The 17,369-nt window shown below is 56.8% G+C and carries 18 protein-coding genes; 2 read left to right on the top strand and 16 right to left on the bottom strand.

From position 1 onward, the window contains the following. Nucleotides 1–21: 21 nt before the first annotated feature. The 7 genes from gmk to DXB44_RS02645 form a co-directional block, all read right to left on the bottom strand. A complete protein-coding gene (gene gmk / locus DXB44_RS02615; protein ID WP_055184458.1) occupies nt 22–594 on the bottom strand; it encodes a guanylate kinase in 573 nt (190 codons plus the stop codon). Further along, nucleotides 584–862 carry a DUF370 domain-containing protein gene (locus DXB44_RS02620; protein ID WP_055184460.1) on the bottom strand — a complete coding sequence of 93 codons (279 nt, stop codon included), beginning with the start codon at nt 860–862 and terminating at the stop codon, nt 584–586. Before DXB44_RS02620 ends, gmk begins: the two co-directional genes overlap by 11 nt. A gap of 18 nt (nt 863–880) precedes the next feature. After that, entirely contained in the window at nt 881–1,759 is an 879-nt protein-coding gene (locus tag DXB44_RS02625) for a YicC/YloC family endoribonuclease (RefSeq protein ID WP_015538477.1), read from the bottom strand. Nucleotides 1,760–2,026: 267 nt separating this feature from the next. After that, the gene (locus DXB44_RS02630) at nt 2,027–2,368 is read right to left on the bottom strand and encodes a DDE transposase family protein (RefSeq protein ID WP_055184463.1); all 342 of its coding nucleotides are present in this window, start codon (nt 2,366–2,368) and stop codon (nt 2,027–2,029) included. Nucleotides 2,369–2,564: 196 nt separating this feature from the next. Further along, nucleotides 2,565–3,968: an oxaloacetate decarboxylase subunit alpha gene (locus tag DXB44_RS02635; protein WP_055184465.1), complete on the bottom strand. Its 1,404-nt coding sequence runs from the start codon at nt 3,966–3,968 to the stop codon at nt 2,565–2,567. 16 nt (nt 3,969–3,984) lie between these two features. Further along, on the bottom strand, nt 3,985–4,362 hold the full coding sequence (locus DXB44_RS02640; RefSeq protein WP_118657636.1) for a biotin/lipoyl-containing protein: 378 nt from the start codon (nt 4,360–4,362) through the stop codon (nt 3,985–3,987). Nucleotides 4,363–4,413: 51 nt separating this feature from the next. Beyond that, nucleotides 4,414–5,733, bottom strand: a complete 1,320-nt coding sequence (locus tag DXB44_RS02645; RefSeq protein ID WP_118657637.1) for a carboxyl transferase domain-containing protein — start codon at nt 5,731–5,733, stop codon at nt 4,414–4,416. Nucleotides 5,734–6,093: 360 nt separating this feature from the next. On the opposite strand from DXB44_RS02645, the gene DXB44_RS02650 reads away from it, so the two are divergent. After that, a complete protein-coding gene (locus tag DXB44_RS02650) occupies nt 6,094–8,046 on the top strand; it encodes a glycerophosphodiester phosphodiesterase family protein (protein ID WP_243111012.1) in 1,953 nt (650 codons plus the stop codon). Nucleotides 8,047–8,177: 131 nt separating this feature from the next. On the opposite strand, the gene tsf is transcribed toward DXB44_RS02650, so the two are convergent. The 4 genes from tsf to DXB44_RS02670 form a co-directional block, all read right to left on the bottom strand. Next, on the bottom strand, nt 8,178–9,101 hold the full coding sequence (gene tsf, locus DXB44_RS02655; RefSeq protein WP_118657638.1) for a translation elongation factor Ts: 924 nt from the start codon (nt 9,099–9,101) through the stop codon (nt 8,178–8,180). A 48-nt stretch (nt 9,102–9,149) separates the two neighbouring features. Then, nucleotides 9,150–9,872 carry a 30S ribosomal protein S2 gene (gene rpsB / locus DXB44_RS02660; RefSeq protein WP_015538473.1) on the bottom strand — a complete coding sequence of 241 codons (723 nt, stop codon included), beginning with the start codon at nt 9,870–9,872 and terminating at the stop codon, nt 9,150–9,152. A gap of 201 nt (nt 9,873–10,073) precedes the next feature. Further along, entirely contained in the window at nt 10,074–12,011 is a 1,938-nt protein-coding gene (locus DXB44_RS02665) for an LTA synthase family protein (RefSeq protein ID WP_118657639.1), read from the bottom strand. A 155-nt stretch (nt 12,012–12,166) separates the two neighbouring features. After that, nucleotides 12,167–12,460 (bottom strand): YlmC/YmxH family sporulation protein, encoded by a 294-nt coding sequence (locus DXB44_RS02670; protein ID WP_118657769.1) that lies wholly within the window; start codon nt 12,458–12,460, stop codon nt 12,167–12,169. 135 nt (nt 12,461–12,595) lie between these two features. Between DXB44_RS02670 and DXB44_RS02675 the strand changes: the two genes are divergently transcribed. After that, nucleotides 12,596–13,210 carry an HAD family phosphatase gene (locus DXB44_RS02675; RefSeq protein WP_118657640.1) on the top strand — a complete coding sequence of 205 codons (615 nt, stop codon included), beginning with the start codon at nt 12,596–12,598 and terminating at the stop codon, nt 13,208–13,210. A gap of 76 nt (nt 13,211–13,286) precedes the next feature. Here DXB44_RS02675 and DXB44_RS02680 read toward each other — a convergent pair whose 3' ends face one another. The 5 genes from DXB44_RS02680 to mltG form a co-directional block, all read right to left on the bottom strand. Continuing rightward, complete coding sequence (locus tag DXB44_RS02680; protein WP_015538470.1) at nt 13,287–13,445, bottom strand: hypothetical protein; 159 nt, start codon at nt 13,443–13,445, stop codon at nt 13,287–13,289. 57 nt (nt 13,446–13,502) lie between these two features. Then, on the bottom strand, nt 13,503–13,925 hold the full coding sequence (locus DXB44_RS02685) for a flavodoxin (protein ID WP_118657641.1): 423 nt from the start codon (nt 13,923–13,925) through the stop codon (nt 13,503–13,505). A 208-nt stretch (nt 13,926–14,133) separates the two neighbouring features. Beyond that, entirely contained in the window at nt 14,134–14,889 is a 756-nt protein-coding gene (locus tag DXB44_RS02690; protein ID WP_243111013.1) for a heparan-alpha-glucosaminide N-acetyltransferase, read from the bottom strand. A 28-nt stretch (nt 14,890–14,917) separates the two neighbouring features. After that, the gene (locus tag DXB44_RS02695) at nt 14,918–16,141 is read right to left on the bottom strand and encodes a U32 family peptidase (RefSeq protein ID WP_097780203.1); all 1,224 of its coding nucleotides are present in this window, start codon (nt 16,139–16,141) and stop codon (nt 14,918–14,920) included. Nucleotides 16,142–16,221: 80 nt separating this feature from the next. Then, complete coding sequence (gene mltG, locus DXB44_RS02700; RefSeq protein ID WP_118657643.1) at nt 16,222–17,352, bottom strand: endolytic transglycosylase MltG; 1,131 nt, start codon at nt 17,350–17,352, stop codon at nt 16,222–16,224. Nucleotides 17,353–17,369 lie beyond the last annotated feature (17 nt).

Here is a 17,369-nt window from a genome sequence, read left to right on the forward strand (position 1 = left end):
AACTCCTTCAACGCTTGATTTTTAGCCTTGCAGCCCGGCGCGCTGGCAGATGACCTGATACAGCTCTGCGGCGCAGGGCTCGATCTGATTATTGACCAGCTTTACAGTAAACTTATCCTGCTCAGCCAGCTCCTGCCGGGCAGTGGCAAGACGTTCCTGAATGCTTTCCTCAGTCTCGGTGCCGCGGCCGCGCAGGCGATGCTCCAGCTCCTCCACAGAGGGCGGCAGCAGGAACACGGTGGTAGCGCCCGGGAACATCCGGCGGATATTGGCAGCGCCGTGCACATCGATGACCAGCACGACCACCTTACCGGCTTCCAGCCGCTTTTCCACCTCAGATTTCAGGGTGCCGTAGTAGTTGCCGTTATAGAAGTTGTGCTCCACCACCTGATCGTTTTCCAGCAGCTGCTGGAACTGTTCGCGAGTGCGGTAGTAGTAGTCCACACCCTCCTGCTCGCCGGGGCGCGGGGTGCGGGTGGTGGCAGAGACGGTCTTTTCGATCTCGGGGTGTGCCTCGCGCAGTGCCTTGACCACGCTGTCCTTACCAGTACCGGCTGCACCGGAAACTACAAACAGAAATTTATCATTCGCCATGAGATGCTTCTTCCTCCATTGATGTTCTGCCCTCCTGCCCTGCGGCGCGGCTTGCCACCGTTTCGGGCTGAAGAGCGGACAGCACGACGTGATCGGAGTCCATGATGAGAACCGCACGGGTGCTGCGGCCATAAGAGGCATCGATCAGCATTCCCCGCTCGCGCGCTTCCTTCACCAGACGCTTGACCGGTGCAGAGTCCGGGCTGACGACTGCCACCACGCGCCCTGCACTGACCATATTGCCAAAGCCGATGTTGATGAGTTTCATAGGCTCCTCCACAACATATTATTCCAGATTCTGGATCTGCTCGCGGATCTTTTCGATCTCCGCCTTCATATCCACCACAATGCGGGTGATATCCAGATCCTGACACTTGGAGCCGATGGTATTGGTCTCGCGGTTCAGCTCCTGCGTCAGGAAATCCAGCTTGCGGCCCACGGGCTCGTCCAGCTGCAGGATATCGCGGTACTGTGCAATGTGGCTGCGTAGACGGACAGTTTCCTCATCCACGGCAGTCTTATCGCCAAAGATGGCGGCCTCGGTCAGCACACGGGCATCATCAATGTCCCGATCCTGCAGGATGACCTTGAGCTTTTCGTACAGGCGGTTGGTGTAGTTTTCTACCCGGCCTGCACTCAGGCTCTCCACCTTGCCGACGCACTGTTCCAGAAACACAAGACGGCTTTCCACGTCTGCCTTCATCTTGGCGCCCTCGGCAGCGCGCATCTCCACAAAGCGATCCAGTGCCTGCGCGGTAACGGCAGACACATCCTGCCACAGCTGTTCCTCGTCCACATCGGCGTGGCGGGTGGTCAGCACATCCGGGAAGCGGGTCAGAACGGCGGTGGACACATCATTTTTGACCCCCAACTGCTCGGACAGGTCCCGCATGGCCTGCTGATAGCTGCGGGCAAGCTCCATGTTAACGGCGACCACGGTATCTGCCGCGTCCACATTCTGCACGGTCATGCTAAGCTCTACCTTGCCGCGGGAGATCCGCTGGTTGAGCTGTTTTTTCAGGCGGCTGTCCAGAGAACTGCAGGTGCGCGGGATGCGGGAGGAATACTCGAAATAGCGGGAGTTCACGCTGCGCAGCTCCACAGTGATCTCGCGGCCATTGAGTACGGCAGTCCCCCTGCCGAAACCGGTCATGCTTAAGATCATACTAGCTCCTATTCTTTTGCGGTTTAACTTCGGTTTTTCTGTATAGGTATCCGCTTTGGGCACACAAGCCCATGTTACGATACATATAGCATCATTTTACTATTCTTTTCTGAAAAATTCAAGGTGCAGACTGCATCCGCGCAAAAAACACAATTCCCATTTTTTACTGCTGCGCAGTCAAAATAACATGACTGCGGCAGTTACTGCCTTTTAGCAGCTTTTCGCTGTAAAAATTATAACCCCGCGTTTTCACGCAGGGTTATAACATCAGTTCGTCTTATAAACGCAGGTCACGCTGGTTTGCAGGATATCCGCGTTAAGCAGCGTGCGCTCCACCCAATGGATGTTGTCCGCAATGGTATCCAGAGAGACCTCGTATTCCTTGGCAATGCTTTCCATCGTGCGGTACTCGTAGCGATAGATCAAGGTCAGGATGAGCTTGTCCATCATGGAGATCTTGGTAAAACGGGTCTTGCGCTTGTGCTCCTGACGGTAAGCCTCATGCAGGGCCTGAAGCATCCGGTCAAATTCCAGCTTTGAAATGCCAAAATACAGTTGATAATCCTGCTCCTGAAACTCAGCAATGCGCTGCTCCGGGATGCTTCGCATAGCATTTTCCTCCACATCATTTGTTGTATTGTACGGCTATACCAACCATTATAAAAGGTATTAGGCTGCAAGTCAATGTGTAAGCAGAAGTTTTTCCGGTATTACGCGACAGAGTGCGCCCTGCACCTTTGCCGACTGCACAAAAAAGGGCTGCCGCACAGCATTTTGTGCAGCAGCCCTGAAAGGGACTTATTTATCAGACAGGATGGGACTGGTTGGTGTAGTCCACATGATCACCGTCCACGCCCTGCTTTTTGGCATTGCGCTTATCGAAGAACTTGGGTGCGACCTGCGGGAACATTGCGTAGGTCAGAACGTCCTCTTCCTGCGTTGCCCACTTGGCAGCTTCGGCCTTCAGCTTGTCCATCTCGGGAGCCAGCGTGTCGGCAAAGCGGCAGGTAATGGGCTGCTCGTCGCCAAGGATCTTCTTGGTGAACTCGGGCTTGATGGGAGCGGGAGTCTTGCCGTAGTCGCCGTGGACCAGACCCTTGAACTCCTTGGTAACCATCTTGTAGCGCTCGCCCATGATGACGTTGAACACAGCCTGCGTGCCAACGATCTGGCTGGTGGGGGTGACCAGCGGCGGATAGCCTGCATCCTCACGGACGCGGGGAATCTCGGCCAGCACTTCGTCCAGCTTATCTTCCTTACCGGCATCCTTCAGCTGCTTGAGCATGTTGGAGAACATACCGCCCGGCACCTGATACAGCAGAGTGTTGGCGTCCACGCCCAGGCTCTTGGGGCTGATCTGGCCGTTGGCAATGTACTTCTCACGCAGCTTTGCAAAGTAAGCGCGCACGACGTTCAGCTGCTTCAGATCCAGACCGGTGTCGTAATCGGTGCCCTGCAGGGCAGCCACCAAGCTCTCGGTGGGCATGTGGCTGGTGCCAAGGCTCAGGGGGCTCATAGCGGTATCGACGATGTCGGCACCTGCCTCGATGCCCTTGAGGATGGACATGGAAGCCAGACCAGCAGTGTAGTGGCTGTGGATATCCACAGGGATGCTGACGGTCTCCTTCAGCTTCTTGACCAGATCATAGCAGGTATAGGGAGTGAGCAAACCGGCCATATCCTTGATGCAGATGGAGTTTGCGCCCATCTCTTCCAAAGTCTTGGCGTAGGCTGCAAAGTACTCGTTGTTGTGCACAGGGCTCAGGGTGTAGCTGATGCAGCCCTGCACATGAGCGCCCTCCTTGTTGGCAGACTTGATGGCGGTCTGTAGGTTGCGGGGGTCGTTCAGAGCGTCGAATATGCGGATGACGTCGATGCCGTTGGCAACGGACTTCTGTACAAAGTACTCCACAGCGTCATCTGCGTAGGGGCGGTAGCCCAGCATATTCTGGCCACGGAACAGCATCTGCAGCTTCTGGTGGGGCAGCTCCTTGCGCAGGATGCGCAGACGCTCCCACGGGTCCTCGTCTAGGAAGCGGATGCAGCTGTCGAACGTAGCGCCGCCCCAGCACTCCACGGAGAAGTAGTTGATCTTGTCCATTTCGGGCAGGATGGGGCGCATCTCGTCCATGGTCATACGGGTAGCCAGCAAAGACTGGTGCGCATCACGCAGGACGACCTCGGTCACCTTGATCGGCTTTTTTGCCATGGTTGTCACCTCTTCCTTAGTTCATGGAAACCAGAACGTCACCGGAGTTGACGGTATCGCCCTTGTTCACGTTGATGGAAGCCACAGTGCCATCCTGAGGAGCAACGATCTCGTTCTCCATCTTCATGGCCTCGAGGATGACCAGCACGTCACCGGCCTTGACAGAAGCACCGGCAGCGACCTTGACATCCAGAATGTTGCCGGGCATGGGAGCCTTGACAGTAACAGCACCGGCGGCACCGGCGGCTGCCTTGGGAGCAGCTGCGGGAGCGGGAGCGGCCTTGGGTGCGGCGGGTGCGGCGGGAGCAGCGGCAACAGGAGCAGCGCCTGCGGCAGTTTCCTCAACGGAAACGCTGTAAGCAACACCATTGACAGTAATATTGTAGTACTTCATGGAAGGATCCTCCAATTCAAAATCGAACTCAATTAACTTACATTCGGACGCTTACAGGGCCATATTGCCGTGCTTCTTGGGCAGGCGGGCGGCGCGCTTGGTGCTCAGCAGCTCCAGTGCAGCCACAACGCTGGCGCGCACATTGGCGGCATCGCAGCTCATATCGGCAGCACCGGCATCCACTGCGCTGGCAGCGCTGCACACCTCTGCAGTGTAGGCAGCAGCCTTTGCCTTGGTGGCGGCAATGATGTTGTCGGAAGCATCGATCTCGTCCTTGTACAGCACGCTGACAGCGGCGCTGGGCTCCAGTGCGCTGACGGTGCAGCCGGTCACAGCGATGCGCAGGTCGGCAGCAGCCAGAGCGGTGTACACAGGACCCACAGCCTTACCGGCCAGCACAGCCACCTTTGCGGTGGTAGCATCGGCGTAGGTAGCGGCCAGACGGGCAGCCTCGCGGATGCCGCCAGCCACGTCATCAGTAACGCTGGGCACAAAGCCCTCGGTGTCCACGATGGTGACCACAGGCACGCTAAAGGCATCGCACAGGCGCACAAAGCGGGAAGCCTTGGCTACGCAGTTGTGGCACAGCTGCTTGCCGGTTGCCACAACGCCCACGGCGTTGCCGCCGATGGTTGCAAATGCAGTGTAGACAGACTTGCCAAAGCCTGCGTACAGCTCCACAGCGCTGTCCTTATCGATCACAGCGGCAGCAGCCTTTGCGGGCTCGGCATCGGCAGCCAGAACAGCGGTAGGCTGCTCGAACTCGAAGATTGCCGGGCCGGTCAGGTTGTTGGCGGGCAGCAGACCCACGATATGAGCAGCCTTTTCAGCAGCCTCTGCGGCGTCGGCAGCCACGATGGAAGCCACACCTGCCTTTGCGGCAGCAGCGGCGCTGCCTGCATCGGCAACCTTATCGCCCTTGGCAGCGGAGGTGAACGGAGCAGTGAAGAACAGCTCTGCGCCCTCGGCCATGATGCAGACGTCTGCGTTGGCAGCGCTCAAAGCGCTGGTGCCGCCGCAGACGCCCAGAACAACGGCCACCTGCGGAACAACGCCGGAGACCTTTGCAATCTGTGCATTCAGCTTTGCGCTGGCGGTCAGCACGTCCAGACCCTCGGCCAGCTTTGCGCCTACCGAGTTATAGAAAGTGACCACCGGGCAGCCGGTCTGTGCAGCCATTTCCAGAACCTTGATGTTCTTTTCAACATCCTTTACGGTGACAGCCTCGCCGTTCTGATAAACAGCGTAAGCCTGCTGACCTGCAGCATAGCCGCAGGCAGCGCTCACTGCACCATCAGCAAACAGTGCAGTGTATTCCCCGTCATCGAAGAACTTGGCGAGGATTTCTCCCTTATTGATCTTTGAAGCCATAATTAGACCTCCTGGTTGTCTGTGTGAGCTTTCAAAATTATATTTATTATACAGAAGCTGGCAAAAAAATGCAAGGGATTCTATAAAAATCCATGCGATTCAACATCCATCGCTTATGGAAAGCCAAATTTTTAACGATTCATCGTTTTGCGCGTTTTATCTGGGTAAATCATCATTTTGCGGATGTAGAAATTTTCCCGGTTTTTTTGGCGAAACTGCACCCGTCTGCTGCGTTTTCTTTCCCGTCTGTTTATGTTACACTATGGTTACAAAACATAGATTGCCGGGCAATCTGCCAAACTGTACTTATACAGCGCATGAGAACTGCCCGGTAAAAATGAAAAAGAGGTTGAAGCTATCTTGAAGCGATTTTCCGTCAAGTTCCGGCAGCAGGAGCAGATCTACCGTTTCCTGCACAATGCTGTCCGTTCCCTGCTTTCGCCAAAAGGACGGGTATTTCTGCTTTTTCTGTTGTTTTATAAGGTACTGACAAACCTCCTGTTCGTACCGGCGTTGCAGCTGATCTGGGCGCTGACGCTGCGGTTCGCGCCTATCCGCTACCTCAACAACAAGACGGCGTCCCGCATCTTTGCCTCCCCTGCCATTATCGGGTGTATCGCCGTGCTGGCGGTGCTGGCAGCTTTCTGGAGTTTGTACGAGGCCGCCACGATGCTGCAGCTGCTGACACGGATACGGCACGGGGAACCGCTGCGGGCAAGGGCGGTGTTCCGGGACGCCTTTTGCAGCCTTGTGCGGGTGTTTCTTCCACAGAACCTGCCGCTGCTGCTGTATGGCGCTGCTTTGATCCCGCTGACGAACTTTTTTCTGGCAGCAAACCATCTGACCCAGTTTGCCGTGCCGGAATATCTCTGGGGACTGCTGAAGGCGCGCATCAGCAACCGTTTGCTGTTTGCACTGGCGGTGCTCTGCGTGCTGGCACTGCTTCTGGACGGACTGGTAGTGCTGCCAAAATTTCTGCTGGAACGCAAAAGCTTTGGCTGTGCGTTTGTGGAGAGCCTGCGGATTTTGCGCAGCCGTACCGGGCAGCTGCTTGCACTGGCACTGCGCTGGATGCTGACCGCTGCCGTGTGCACCGGGCTGATGCTTCTGGGTGGCGCAGCACTGTTCTATTGCGTTATCCTTGGTGTCGGCTTCGCCAGCACTGCTGCCCTGCTGGCACTCTCCCGCGCGGCACTGCTGATTGGGCTGCCGTTCCTTTGCCTGCTCATGGACTGTGCCATGACGGCGGCGCAGAGCACCCTTACAGAGGTACTGTACGAAACGACCCGCCAGCCCGATGCAATACTGCCGACCGTTTCCGGTGCATTCCCTGCCCCGCACCGCGAACAGACGGTACTGGCCGGGATGATGGCCTGTGCCGCGCTGGTCACCTGCGGCGTGGCGGCGGTGTACCTGCTGTTCCCGCAAACGCAGCCGTTGCAGAGCGTGCTGGGGCTTGCCGACCCGGTGATCACCTATCACCGGGGCTATTCCTCCCGTGCGCCGGAAAACACCATGGCTGCCTTCGAGGCTGCGCTGGAAGATGGCAGTCCCCGCATTGAGCTCGACGTGCAGATGACCGCTGACGGCGTGGCTGTGGTGACCCACGACACCAGCCTGCGCCGGTGCACCGGCTGCAACGCCAACATCTACGACCTGACCTATGCACAGGTGCAGCAGCTGGATGCCGGACGCTGGTTCCATCGGCAGTTTACAGGCACTTATGTTCCAACGCTGGAAGAGGCTCTGGCGCTGTGCAAGGGTAAGGCAGAGCTGAACATTGAGATCAAGCCCAGCACCTTTACGCCAACATTGGAGTCTGAAACGGTGCGACTGATCCACGCATACGACTACGGCGCGGACTGCGTGGTCACCTCTCAAAGCTACGAAACCCTGTGCAAGGTGAAGGAGCTGGACCCGGACATTACCACAGGGTATATTCTGGCGCTGGGCGTGGGCACTTACTACGACCTGCCTGCCGCAGACTTTTTCAGTGTGGAGTCAACCTTTATCACCGCCGGTATGGTGCAGCAGATTCATTTGCGCGGCAAGACCATCTCCGCATGGACTGTCAACCGTCAGCAGGATGCCGAAAAGCTGTTGCAGCTTGGCGTGGACGACCTGATCACAGACAAGCCTGAAATCATTGCACCGCTGCTGGCACGGGATAAGGCGCTGGATAACCGTCTGCTCTGGTTGCGGGATCAGCTTCAGGAGCTATTCAACGCGCCGGACACTGAAGAAGCGATGGAGGTTGAGGAGACTATCGAGGACGCCATTGAGGACCCCGAAGAGGTTTTGGACGAAGCATAAACAAAAAACTTTTTACAGCAATACCGGGCAGCCCGCAGGCTGCCCGGTATTGCATTTTCACAAACAAAAAGGAGCCGCAGCACCCTGTTACAGGTACTGCGGCTTCCCTCTTTTGTCTTTGGAAGTTTAAATTACTTCACCATGCTTGCAACTTCAGATGCGAAGTCGTCAGCACGCTTCTCCAGACCCTCGCCCTTGACAAAGCGGGCGAACTTGACGATCTTGATCTCGCCGCCCAGGTCCTTAGCGACCTTAGCGGTGTACTGAGCAACGGTCAGGTCGCCGTCCTTGACGAACTCCTGATCGACCAGACAGTTCTCCTTGAAGAACTTCTTGATCTTGCCCTGGATCATCTTCTCCTTCACAGCCTCAGGCTTGTTAGCGGTCTTGGGATCCTGAGCCATCTGGGCCAGCATGATCTCCTTCTCCTTAGCCACGACCTCGGCGGGGACAGAAGCCTCGTCGACGTAGCCGGGGTTAGCAGCAGCGACCTGCATAGCGATGTCCTTGCCGTAAGCAACGAACTCGTCCTTAGCATCGATGTCGTTGGTGGTCTCGAAGTTGACCAGAATGCCGTGGGTGCCGCCGCCGTGGACGTATGCAGAGCAAACGCCCTCGTAACGGGTGAAGCGGCGAACCTTGATGTTCTCTTTGATGACCAAGATCAGGTTCTTCAGAGCCTCGTCAACAGTCTCGCCAGCCTCGGTCTTGCAAGCCATCAGAGCCTCGACATCAGCGGGGTTCTGCTTCATGATGACCTTGGTGGTCTCCTTGACGAAGTCAACGAACTTGTCGTTCTTGGCAACGAAGTCGGTCTCAGCGTTGACCTCGATGACAACACCGACCTTGCAGGCGGGGCAGTAGTCAGCGTAGACCATACCCTCAGCAGCAACGCGGCTTGCCTTCTTGGCGGCGGTAGCCAGACCACGCTCGCGCAGGATCTCGATTGCCTTCTCGAAGTTGCCGTCAGCCTCGGTCAGAGCCTTCTTGCACTCCATCATGCCGCAGTCGGTCTGCTTGCGCAGTTCCATAACGTCCTTTGCAGAAATAGCCATTTTTGTTTTCTCCCTTACACGTTATTTGTTTGGTTGCGGAATGGGAAATCAGGCGTTTGCTGCGTCCTCGGCGGGAGCGGCTTCCTGGTTGCCCTGCTTGCCTTCCAGCACAGCGTCAGCCATAGCGCCGGCGATCAGCTTGACAGCGCGGATAGCGTCGTCGTTGCCGGGGATCACGTAGTCGATCTCATCGGGGTTGCAGTTGGTATCAACGATAGCAACGATGGGGATGTTCAGCTTGCGAGCCTCAGCAACAGCGATGCGCTCCTTGTGAGGATCGACGATGAACATAGCCTTCGGCAGGGTCTTCATGTTCTTGACACCGCCCAGATACTTGTCCAGCTTCTCCATCTCCAGCTCCAGCTTAGCCACTTCCTTCTTGGGCAGCAGCTCGAAGGTGCCGTTCTCCTTCATCTTAGCCAGCTGATCCATACGGTCGATGCGCTTACGGATGGTGCGGAAGTTGGTCATCATGCCGCCCAGCCAACGAGCGTTGACGTAGTGCATGCCGCAGCGCAGAGCCTCGTCACGGATGGACTCCTGAGCCTGCTTCTTGGTGCCGACGAACAGGATGTCGCCGCCCTCGGCTGCAACTTCCTTCACGTAGTTGTAAGCCTCGTCCAGCTTCTTCACGGTCTTCTGCAGGTCAATGATATAGATACCATTGCGCTCGGTGAAGATGTACTTAGCCATCTTGGGGTTCCAGCGGCGGGTCTGGTGACCGAAGTGCACACCTGCCTCGAGAAGCTGCTTCATAGAAACGACTGCCATAATAAAATACCTCCAGATATTGTTTTGCCTCCGCACACCATGATCTGCACGGTACATCGGGTACCGGCGGACTGCCCTCAACCCAAAAGGGCACAAAAGGGCATAGTGATGCGTGTGTAATGCTTTGTTATAATAGCACAAAAAGAATGCGGTTGCAAGTAGTTTTCTCTGTTTTGTATAAAGAATTCCTTGCTTTTTCTCTTATTTGCCCGTATTCATCCCGCTCAGGCCCGCAACACCCATACGGTTGAGGGCGTATCCCTTGCCGAACATCAGGTCGTATTGCAGCATCCAGTGCTCGTTTGTCCAGCGCTGCTGGAACTCCGTGGGCTGCTGGGTGGTGGTGCCGTCTAAGTTCATGGTGGTGCCGCGAGTACAGCTGCGGCTGGCGACCCGCAGCTGCCGGTTGAGGAACTGGAAGTACAGCGGCTGCTCCAGCCCGAACAGTTCCATCATCACCGGGGAGATATCGTAAGCGGCAATGGTGCCAAAGTCCACCTGCTGCTGGCTGTAATTTGACCACATCAGCAGCGTGGTCTGGTGCAGACGGGGGTCTGTGCTGGAGCCGCTCGCGTAGCCGGTGGTGGTGTAGACATCGTAGTTGGAGTCAATGGGGTTATAGTGGTCGCCCCAGAATACCAGAATGACCGGCTCGTCCACCTGAGAGAAATACGCTGTCAGCTTGCCCAGCATTGCGTCCGCATCCCGGACGCCGGTAGCAAAATCTTCCAGCGCACCCACGGTGCTGCTCTTGAGCCCCACCGGATGGGATACAACGTGCACCCGCTCGTCGTCCGGGTAGTTGTCTCTATTATAATTGGTATGGTTCTGCATAGTGACCGCGTGCAGGAAGATGGGCTTATCAGAGGAAGTGCTCATCTTCTCGTACTGCTGAATGATCTGGTCGGCCATGGAGTCATCGGTCACAAGGCCGCTGGTCCAGTAGTGCTTGCGCACCTTGGTAACGCCGTGCATATCCTCCAGACTGATAAAATCGCTGAAGCCGAGGTTGGGGTAGGCCTTATCGCGGCTCCAGTATTTTGCCCAGAAGCAGTGCACCGCAGCGGTCTGATAGCCCTTGAGTTTAAGGTAATTGGGCAGGGCGAACATGGGCTTTGTGACGTGCTGCTGGTAGGGCTTGCTGCCGCTGGGCAGGAAGGACACCGAGTAACCGGTCAGAGCTTCAAACTCCACATCACAGGTGCCGCCGCCAAAGCTGGGGCTGTATGCCCTGCCGTAGGCGCTGGTCTGCTGCAAAGCGTGGAGGTTCTGCGATACATCGGTATCAAAGGTGATACCGTACTGTTCCAGCTCGGAAACATCCCAGTAGGACTCGTCCATCACATAAATAATGGTGGGCTGCTTTGCCTGCTCCTCCTTGGGGGTGGTGGCGGCATAACTGCCCGCATACATGGGGCCGGTAGAGAATTTTTCGCTCTCGGCTACGTTATCCAGAATATCGTCCACTGCCTGCTCCGAGTAGCCCTCAGGCTTGTCAATCTCCAGATTGGTGAGGTTGGTCATAAAACCGGTAAGTACACCGTAGTAGCGGTAGTAGCGATCCTGCATCCATGCATCCGGCGTGATGCCCAAAACCTGTGTGACAGCAGGCTGTAAGTAAACGCCAAACACCAGCAGGCATAGCGCCGCTGCCGAAGCACCGGTACCCGCAAGCCTTGGCAGCCAGCGCTGACGCAGCCGTCCACGGTAAATAAAGAAGCTTGCCACCGTCAGTACCAACACCAACACAATGGAGACCACCATGCTGGTCTGCAACTTGAGCCCGGCAGCAGAGGCCACACCGGCGGCTTCGGACACCTGCATCAGATCCCACGGCAAAAAGGGCTCACCCCGCAGCTGCATGGTATAGAAGTTTACCGCGCAGGGCGCACAGCCAAGAACAGCCATGCCCAGCGTGGCAAGCGGCGGGATGCGCAGCACCCAGTCCAGCAGTTCCCACACCAGAAACAGCAGCAGCCATGCCAGCAGATACGCCCCGAAATGGGGGAAAATAAAGCTGATAAAGGTATCAGCGGTCAGTGACCCGCGCGCGATCCACTCGCCCAGCAGCAGCACGATAAAGGAAGCTGCCGCCGGGAAGAGCATCCGCAGGGTCAACAGCGGTTTGGATGTTTTCATAGTCGATATCCCTTTCCACGTCCCGAACCCTATTTTCAAAGTGGCTGTGCTATTTGCACAAGCCTTTCTTGCCTATTATAGTCACTTTGCTGAAAATGTCCATTCATGATTTTACAAAAATTAGTGTTTGATTTTTCAAAATATTCCCCTATTTTTCACAGACCCAGCTTTGCCCGCAGCTGCTGCCAGAAGCCGTGAGGTGCTGCCGGTGCTGCCGGCACAGCGGTATGCACCAGAATGGCATCCGTGCCGATGGTTTCGATCTCCCGCCATGGGATGGTCAGGCTCTCGTCCCGGCCCAGCAGGCCCAGCAGCCGCGGTCTGCCCAGCAAGATCAGGCCTTGTAGCTGCGCCGTTGCGGGGTCAAACTCCAGATCATCCGCGCGGCCAAGGCATACTCCCTGTTCCAGCTGGACGACCTCCTTCTCGCACAATTCCCGAATCGTCACGGCGCTCTCCCCTTTCTGCCACAGCATACGCCAAGGCAGCACTTTCTATGCCAAAGGGGTGGAAAGCACCTGCCCGGTTGTGGTATACTATGGAAAAAACTTAAGAATATATCCAGAACAAGCGAGGACGCAGTTATGTATAAAAGCATTATTTTTGATATCGGCGGTGTGCTGGTGGATTTTGACCCCAGGGCATACCTTGTAGACCGGCTGTGCAACGCCGAAATGGAGGAGAAAGTTTACGACCTGACCTTTGGCAGCGAAGAATGGCAACTGCTGGACGCTGGTAAGCTTTCCCGCTATGACGGCAACCAGCGGATGCTGGAGCGTGCCCGCGCCGAGGGCTGCGCCTTTGAGGTGCAGGGCGTGCTGGACGACTGGATGCATATTCTGCGCCCGCGTCTGCGAATGCTGGAGCTGGTGCGGCGGCTGAAGAACCACGGCTATTGCGTGTATTACCTGAGCAATATTCCGCAGGACGTGCTGGAATTGCTGACCGAGCGCGGCGTACTGACCCAGTTTGACGGCGGCGTAGCCTCCTGTGAGGTACAGGTGAACAAGCCTGACCCACAGATCTACAAGGCTCTGCTGAAGAAATATCAGCTGAAGGCCAGCGAGTGTGTATTTATCGATGACAGACTGGAAAACGTGCAGGCGGCCTTTGCGCTGGGCTTTGCCGGCATCCAGATGAAAGATAGCGTAGGCACACTGATCCGCAGCCTTGCCACCTGTAACGTGACGTTGCGCTGAGCATTGATACAGTAAAACGCAGCAGCCCCTGCCGGAAAGATTTCTCCGGCAGGGGCTGCTTTGCGTTGGTGGGAACTTACTTTTCCTCGTAGCTCTGGCAGTAGTGCGGGGTCTCCACCTGCTGGGTGGTGCAGCTGCACTGCTCCGTCACCTTGATCTGCGGCAGATCACATTTGCAGCCGTCCACATTGTGGCAGCACGCGCAGACATCACAGGTCACGCCGATGTTTTCCATGCTTATCACCTCTTTGTCCATAGGTTGCCCCGTGGACAAAGGGTTTATACATGGGTTTTACCAAGCAGCCAGATCTGCGCCCAGCTTACGGCAGGCGGCTTGCACATCATCATCGGGCGTTTCGTTGCAGATGAGTCCCTCTTCGCTGAACAGCTGTGCGCCGTCGTCCTGTGCGCGCTGTGCCCAGTCACGCATCCACTGGCCATCGCCCCAGCCGTAGGAGCCGAACAGTGCGATCTTTTTGCCGTTCAGCGAGCCTTCCAGTGCAGCAAACATGGGCTCGAACTCGCTCTCTTCCAGCTGCTCTGCACCCATAGCCGGGCAGCCAAAGGCCACCACATCAAACTCTGCCAGCTTTGCAGGGGTCATCTCGGCGCAGGACACGATGGTGCCGTTGGCACCTGCGCCCTCGGCGATGCAGTTTGCCATGGTCTCGGTGTTGCCGGTGGCGCTCCAGAATACGATTGCTACTTTGCTCATAAAACTCTACCTCTTTCTCTGTGCAGTTAGTTTAGAATAACTTCAAGTTTTGAAAAAATGCGTCCATGTTTCATGACGCATTTTTGTAGTTAGCATCATCTAACCATCAACAGGATACCACAGCCCTGCCCTGCTTGTCAAGGTATTGGCGCAATGTTTGCATGATGCAACAATGCCGCCTTGCTCAAAAGTGCATGAAGCGTGTGTTTCAGCCGCCTAATACGCGGAAAACCACCAACAGCACCCCGTAGATGACCGGCTGATGCAGCAGATACAGCAGCAGCGAGTGCCGCCCAAGCCAGCCCAGCGGCGGGCAGACCGAGCAGCGCAAGGGCTCCATGCGCTGCCGCCCTACAATGCCGTAGAGAAAGTACCCCGCCCAGAACAGAAACAGCCACGGCAGAAGGGCAAAATAATCCGTAGAATAGAACCACCACGGATAAAAGCCAAAGTACGCTGTGACGTAGTTTGCATACAGTGTCTGCGGCAGCCAGAGGCGCAGGCTTCCAAAACCCAGATAGCCTGCCGAAACATTGCGGGTCAGGGCAAACAGCACTGCGGAGATAGCAAACCCTGCTGCGGGTGGAATGCGCCGCAGCGGCTTTTCCAAAAGGCCGGTCAGCAGCATAGCGCTGCCCAGCAGGGTCAGCACACCAAAAACGACCCTGTCCTCCGGCATAAAAAGCAGCGTGACCGCCGTGACAAGCACCCCTGCCCCAAACACCTGTGCGCCCCGGCGCAGGGTATGATGCCCCAGCTGCACACAAAAGCCGGACAGCAAAATAAACACCCAACAGATGCTCTGCTGCCACAGATGCCCGGGCAGGCCATAATACCAGTTTGCCTGAATGCCGAACAGATTGACCAGATCCCAGCAGCCGTGATAGAGCATCATGCTAACTAAATCCAGCCCGCGCAGCTCGTCCAGAAGGGCGTAGCGGCCAGAAGTGTTATTGTACTTCACGGCGTTTTCCTTCCTTTTTGTCACGATGTTACACCGTTTTCCGGCGCAGCAGGCTCATGGGCGGCAGCTCCGGGGTGGGTATGGTATATTTTTCCATGGCGTGAGGGGTGCTTTCCACCCGCTCCCCTGCTTCGTTTTCAATCCATTCCGGGGTAAGTGCAATGCTGCGGCCGTCCGGGCACAGCGCCTCCAGCGTATCTCCAAGGCTCCATTTGCCGCGCTGCTGGCAGTGGGCGATGCCGTTTTCCCAGCTGTCCACCGTGCCAACGAACTCCCACTCGCGGATGTAGGTGGCGCTGTCGGTGGCCTGTTTGGCCTGTTCGCGGCCAAAATAGAAGCCGGGGGAGTAGTGCCGGTGGCTGGTACGGGTAAGCTCTGCGTACACCTCCGGCGGCAGTTCAAAGTTATCGTTTGCCGGGTCGGCCAGATAGGCGTCCAGTGCCTTGCGGTAGGCAGCGGTAACGCTGGCCACATAGTAGAAGGTCTTGGCACGGCCTTCGATCTTCAGGCTGTCCACGCCCGCCTTGCAGATCAGGTCGATGAAGGGCGCGGTGCACAGATCGTTGGCGTTAAGAATGTAGCTGCCGTTCTCGTTTTCGCCGATCTCGTACAGCTGGCCGGGGCGGGTCTCCTCGCTCAGGTAGTACTTCCAGCGGCAGGGCTGGGCGCACTGGCCACGGTTGGCGTCACGTCCGGCCATGTAGTTAGACAACAGACACCGGCCGGACACGCTCATGCACATAGCACCATGCACAAAAGCCTCAATTTCAAGCTCCGGCGGAGTCTTATCGCGCAGGATGGCGATATCCTGCAAGGTCATCTCCCGGGCCAGCACCACCCGCTTTGCGCCCATTTTGTAGGCGGCGCGGGCAGCTGCCCAGTTGGTGATGCCGGTCTGGGTAGAAAGATGCACGTCAATGTCCGGGGCAAAGGTCTTACAGGCATCCAGCACACCAAGGTCTGCCACGATAAAGGCATCCACACCGGCCTTGGCAGCCTCCTTGATGGCCTCCGGCAGACGGTCGGCCTCCTCGTTGGTGGGCAAGGTGTTCATGGTCAGGTAGACCTTGCGACCACGGGCGTGGGCGTAGATGACGCTTTCCGTCAGCTGCTCCGGGGTGAAATTAGCCGGGGCAGAGCGCATACCAAACTCCGGCAGGCCGCAATAAACGGCATCGGCACCGTAGTTGATGGCATAACGCAGACGTTCCGCATCGCCCGCCGGGGCAAGCAGTTCCGGGATCTGTAACATTTGTAGTTTCCTCTCTTATGTATCACAGGTTTTAACTGGAAAGGGGCCGCTGCACCGTGTTTTAGTGCAGCGGCCTTTCCTCAGTTTTTCAGGCTTTTGTTCACAGCTGCGGCAGTTTTGCAGTTTGCGTTATGCTCTGCCAGCGTGTGGGCGTAGTAGTAATTGCCCTTGAGGTCGGTCACAAAGAAGTAAGCGTCCTTGGCTTCCTCATCGGGCTGTGGCTCCAATGCCGCCTTGATAGCGGCAAGGCCGGGGTTCGAGATAGGGCCTGCGGGCAGACCGGCGCAGCTGTAAGTGTCGTAGGCTGCAAGGATATTTTCCGGGATATCATCCCAGCCGCCGTAGTAGGGTGCGACCCAGTTCCAGAGATAGTTGTTGTCGGCGTCGCTCTGGATATGGCTGGAGGTGTTGCTTTGCAGCCGGGGGTAGGGCGAGCCCTCCGCCAGACGGTTGCGGAACACCTGCGCCACATTGGAGTCCTGACTGTTGCCCGCTTCCTCCTGCACAAAGGAGGCAAGGGTGACCAGCTCCGGCAGGGTCATGCCCTGCTTTTTGAGCGCTGCGTACATTTCCTTGGTAAATTGTGCATCGAACTGGGCGTAGAAGGTAGCCACATAGTTATGCACCGTATCGCCCTTCAAAAAATCGTAGGTCTCCGGGAAAAGATAGCCCTCGCACTTCATAAAGCGGTTCGGAGCATCCTTATCCTCCGGGACATACTGCCAGAAAGTATATGCGCTGAAATCGCCCTCGTTGGCTTCCTTCAAAAACTCCTCAGCGGTGCACAGACCGGCGGCTTCCATCTTCTGGGCAATGGCAATGGCCGTAGTGCCCTCCGGGATGGTCACCCGCACCGTTTCTGCCTTGGCGTACTGGGAAAGGGTGCTGATGAGTGCATCGTAGGAGCTGCCGGTGGTCAGTTCAAAATCGCCATACTGCAGCTTTGCGGCAGCGCCCTTTTCCCCTACATACCAGCGGAACAGATAGGCAGAGCGGATGACGCCCGCCTCCTTCAGCTTGTTGGCGATCGTGGCTACGCCGCTGCCCTGCGGGATGCTCACCGTTACCTCCGTGCCGGGTCTGCCATTGCCGCTGATCTCGTTGTGCGCAAACAGCAGCGCCCCGCCAACGGCCAGCGCCAGCAGTACCACCAGTACCAGCAGGATCTTCCCTACACCGCCTTTTTTGCGGGTGTTTTTTTTGTGTGCCATAAGCACCTTCCTTTTAT

The sequence above is a fragment of the Faecalibacterium sp. OM04-11BH genome, from assembly GCF_003482185.1.
Classification (GTDB): domain Bacteria; phylum Bacillota; class Clostridia; order Oscillospirales; family Ruminococcaceae; genus Faecalibacterium; species Faecalibacterium tardum.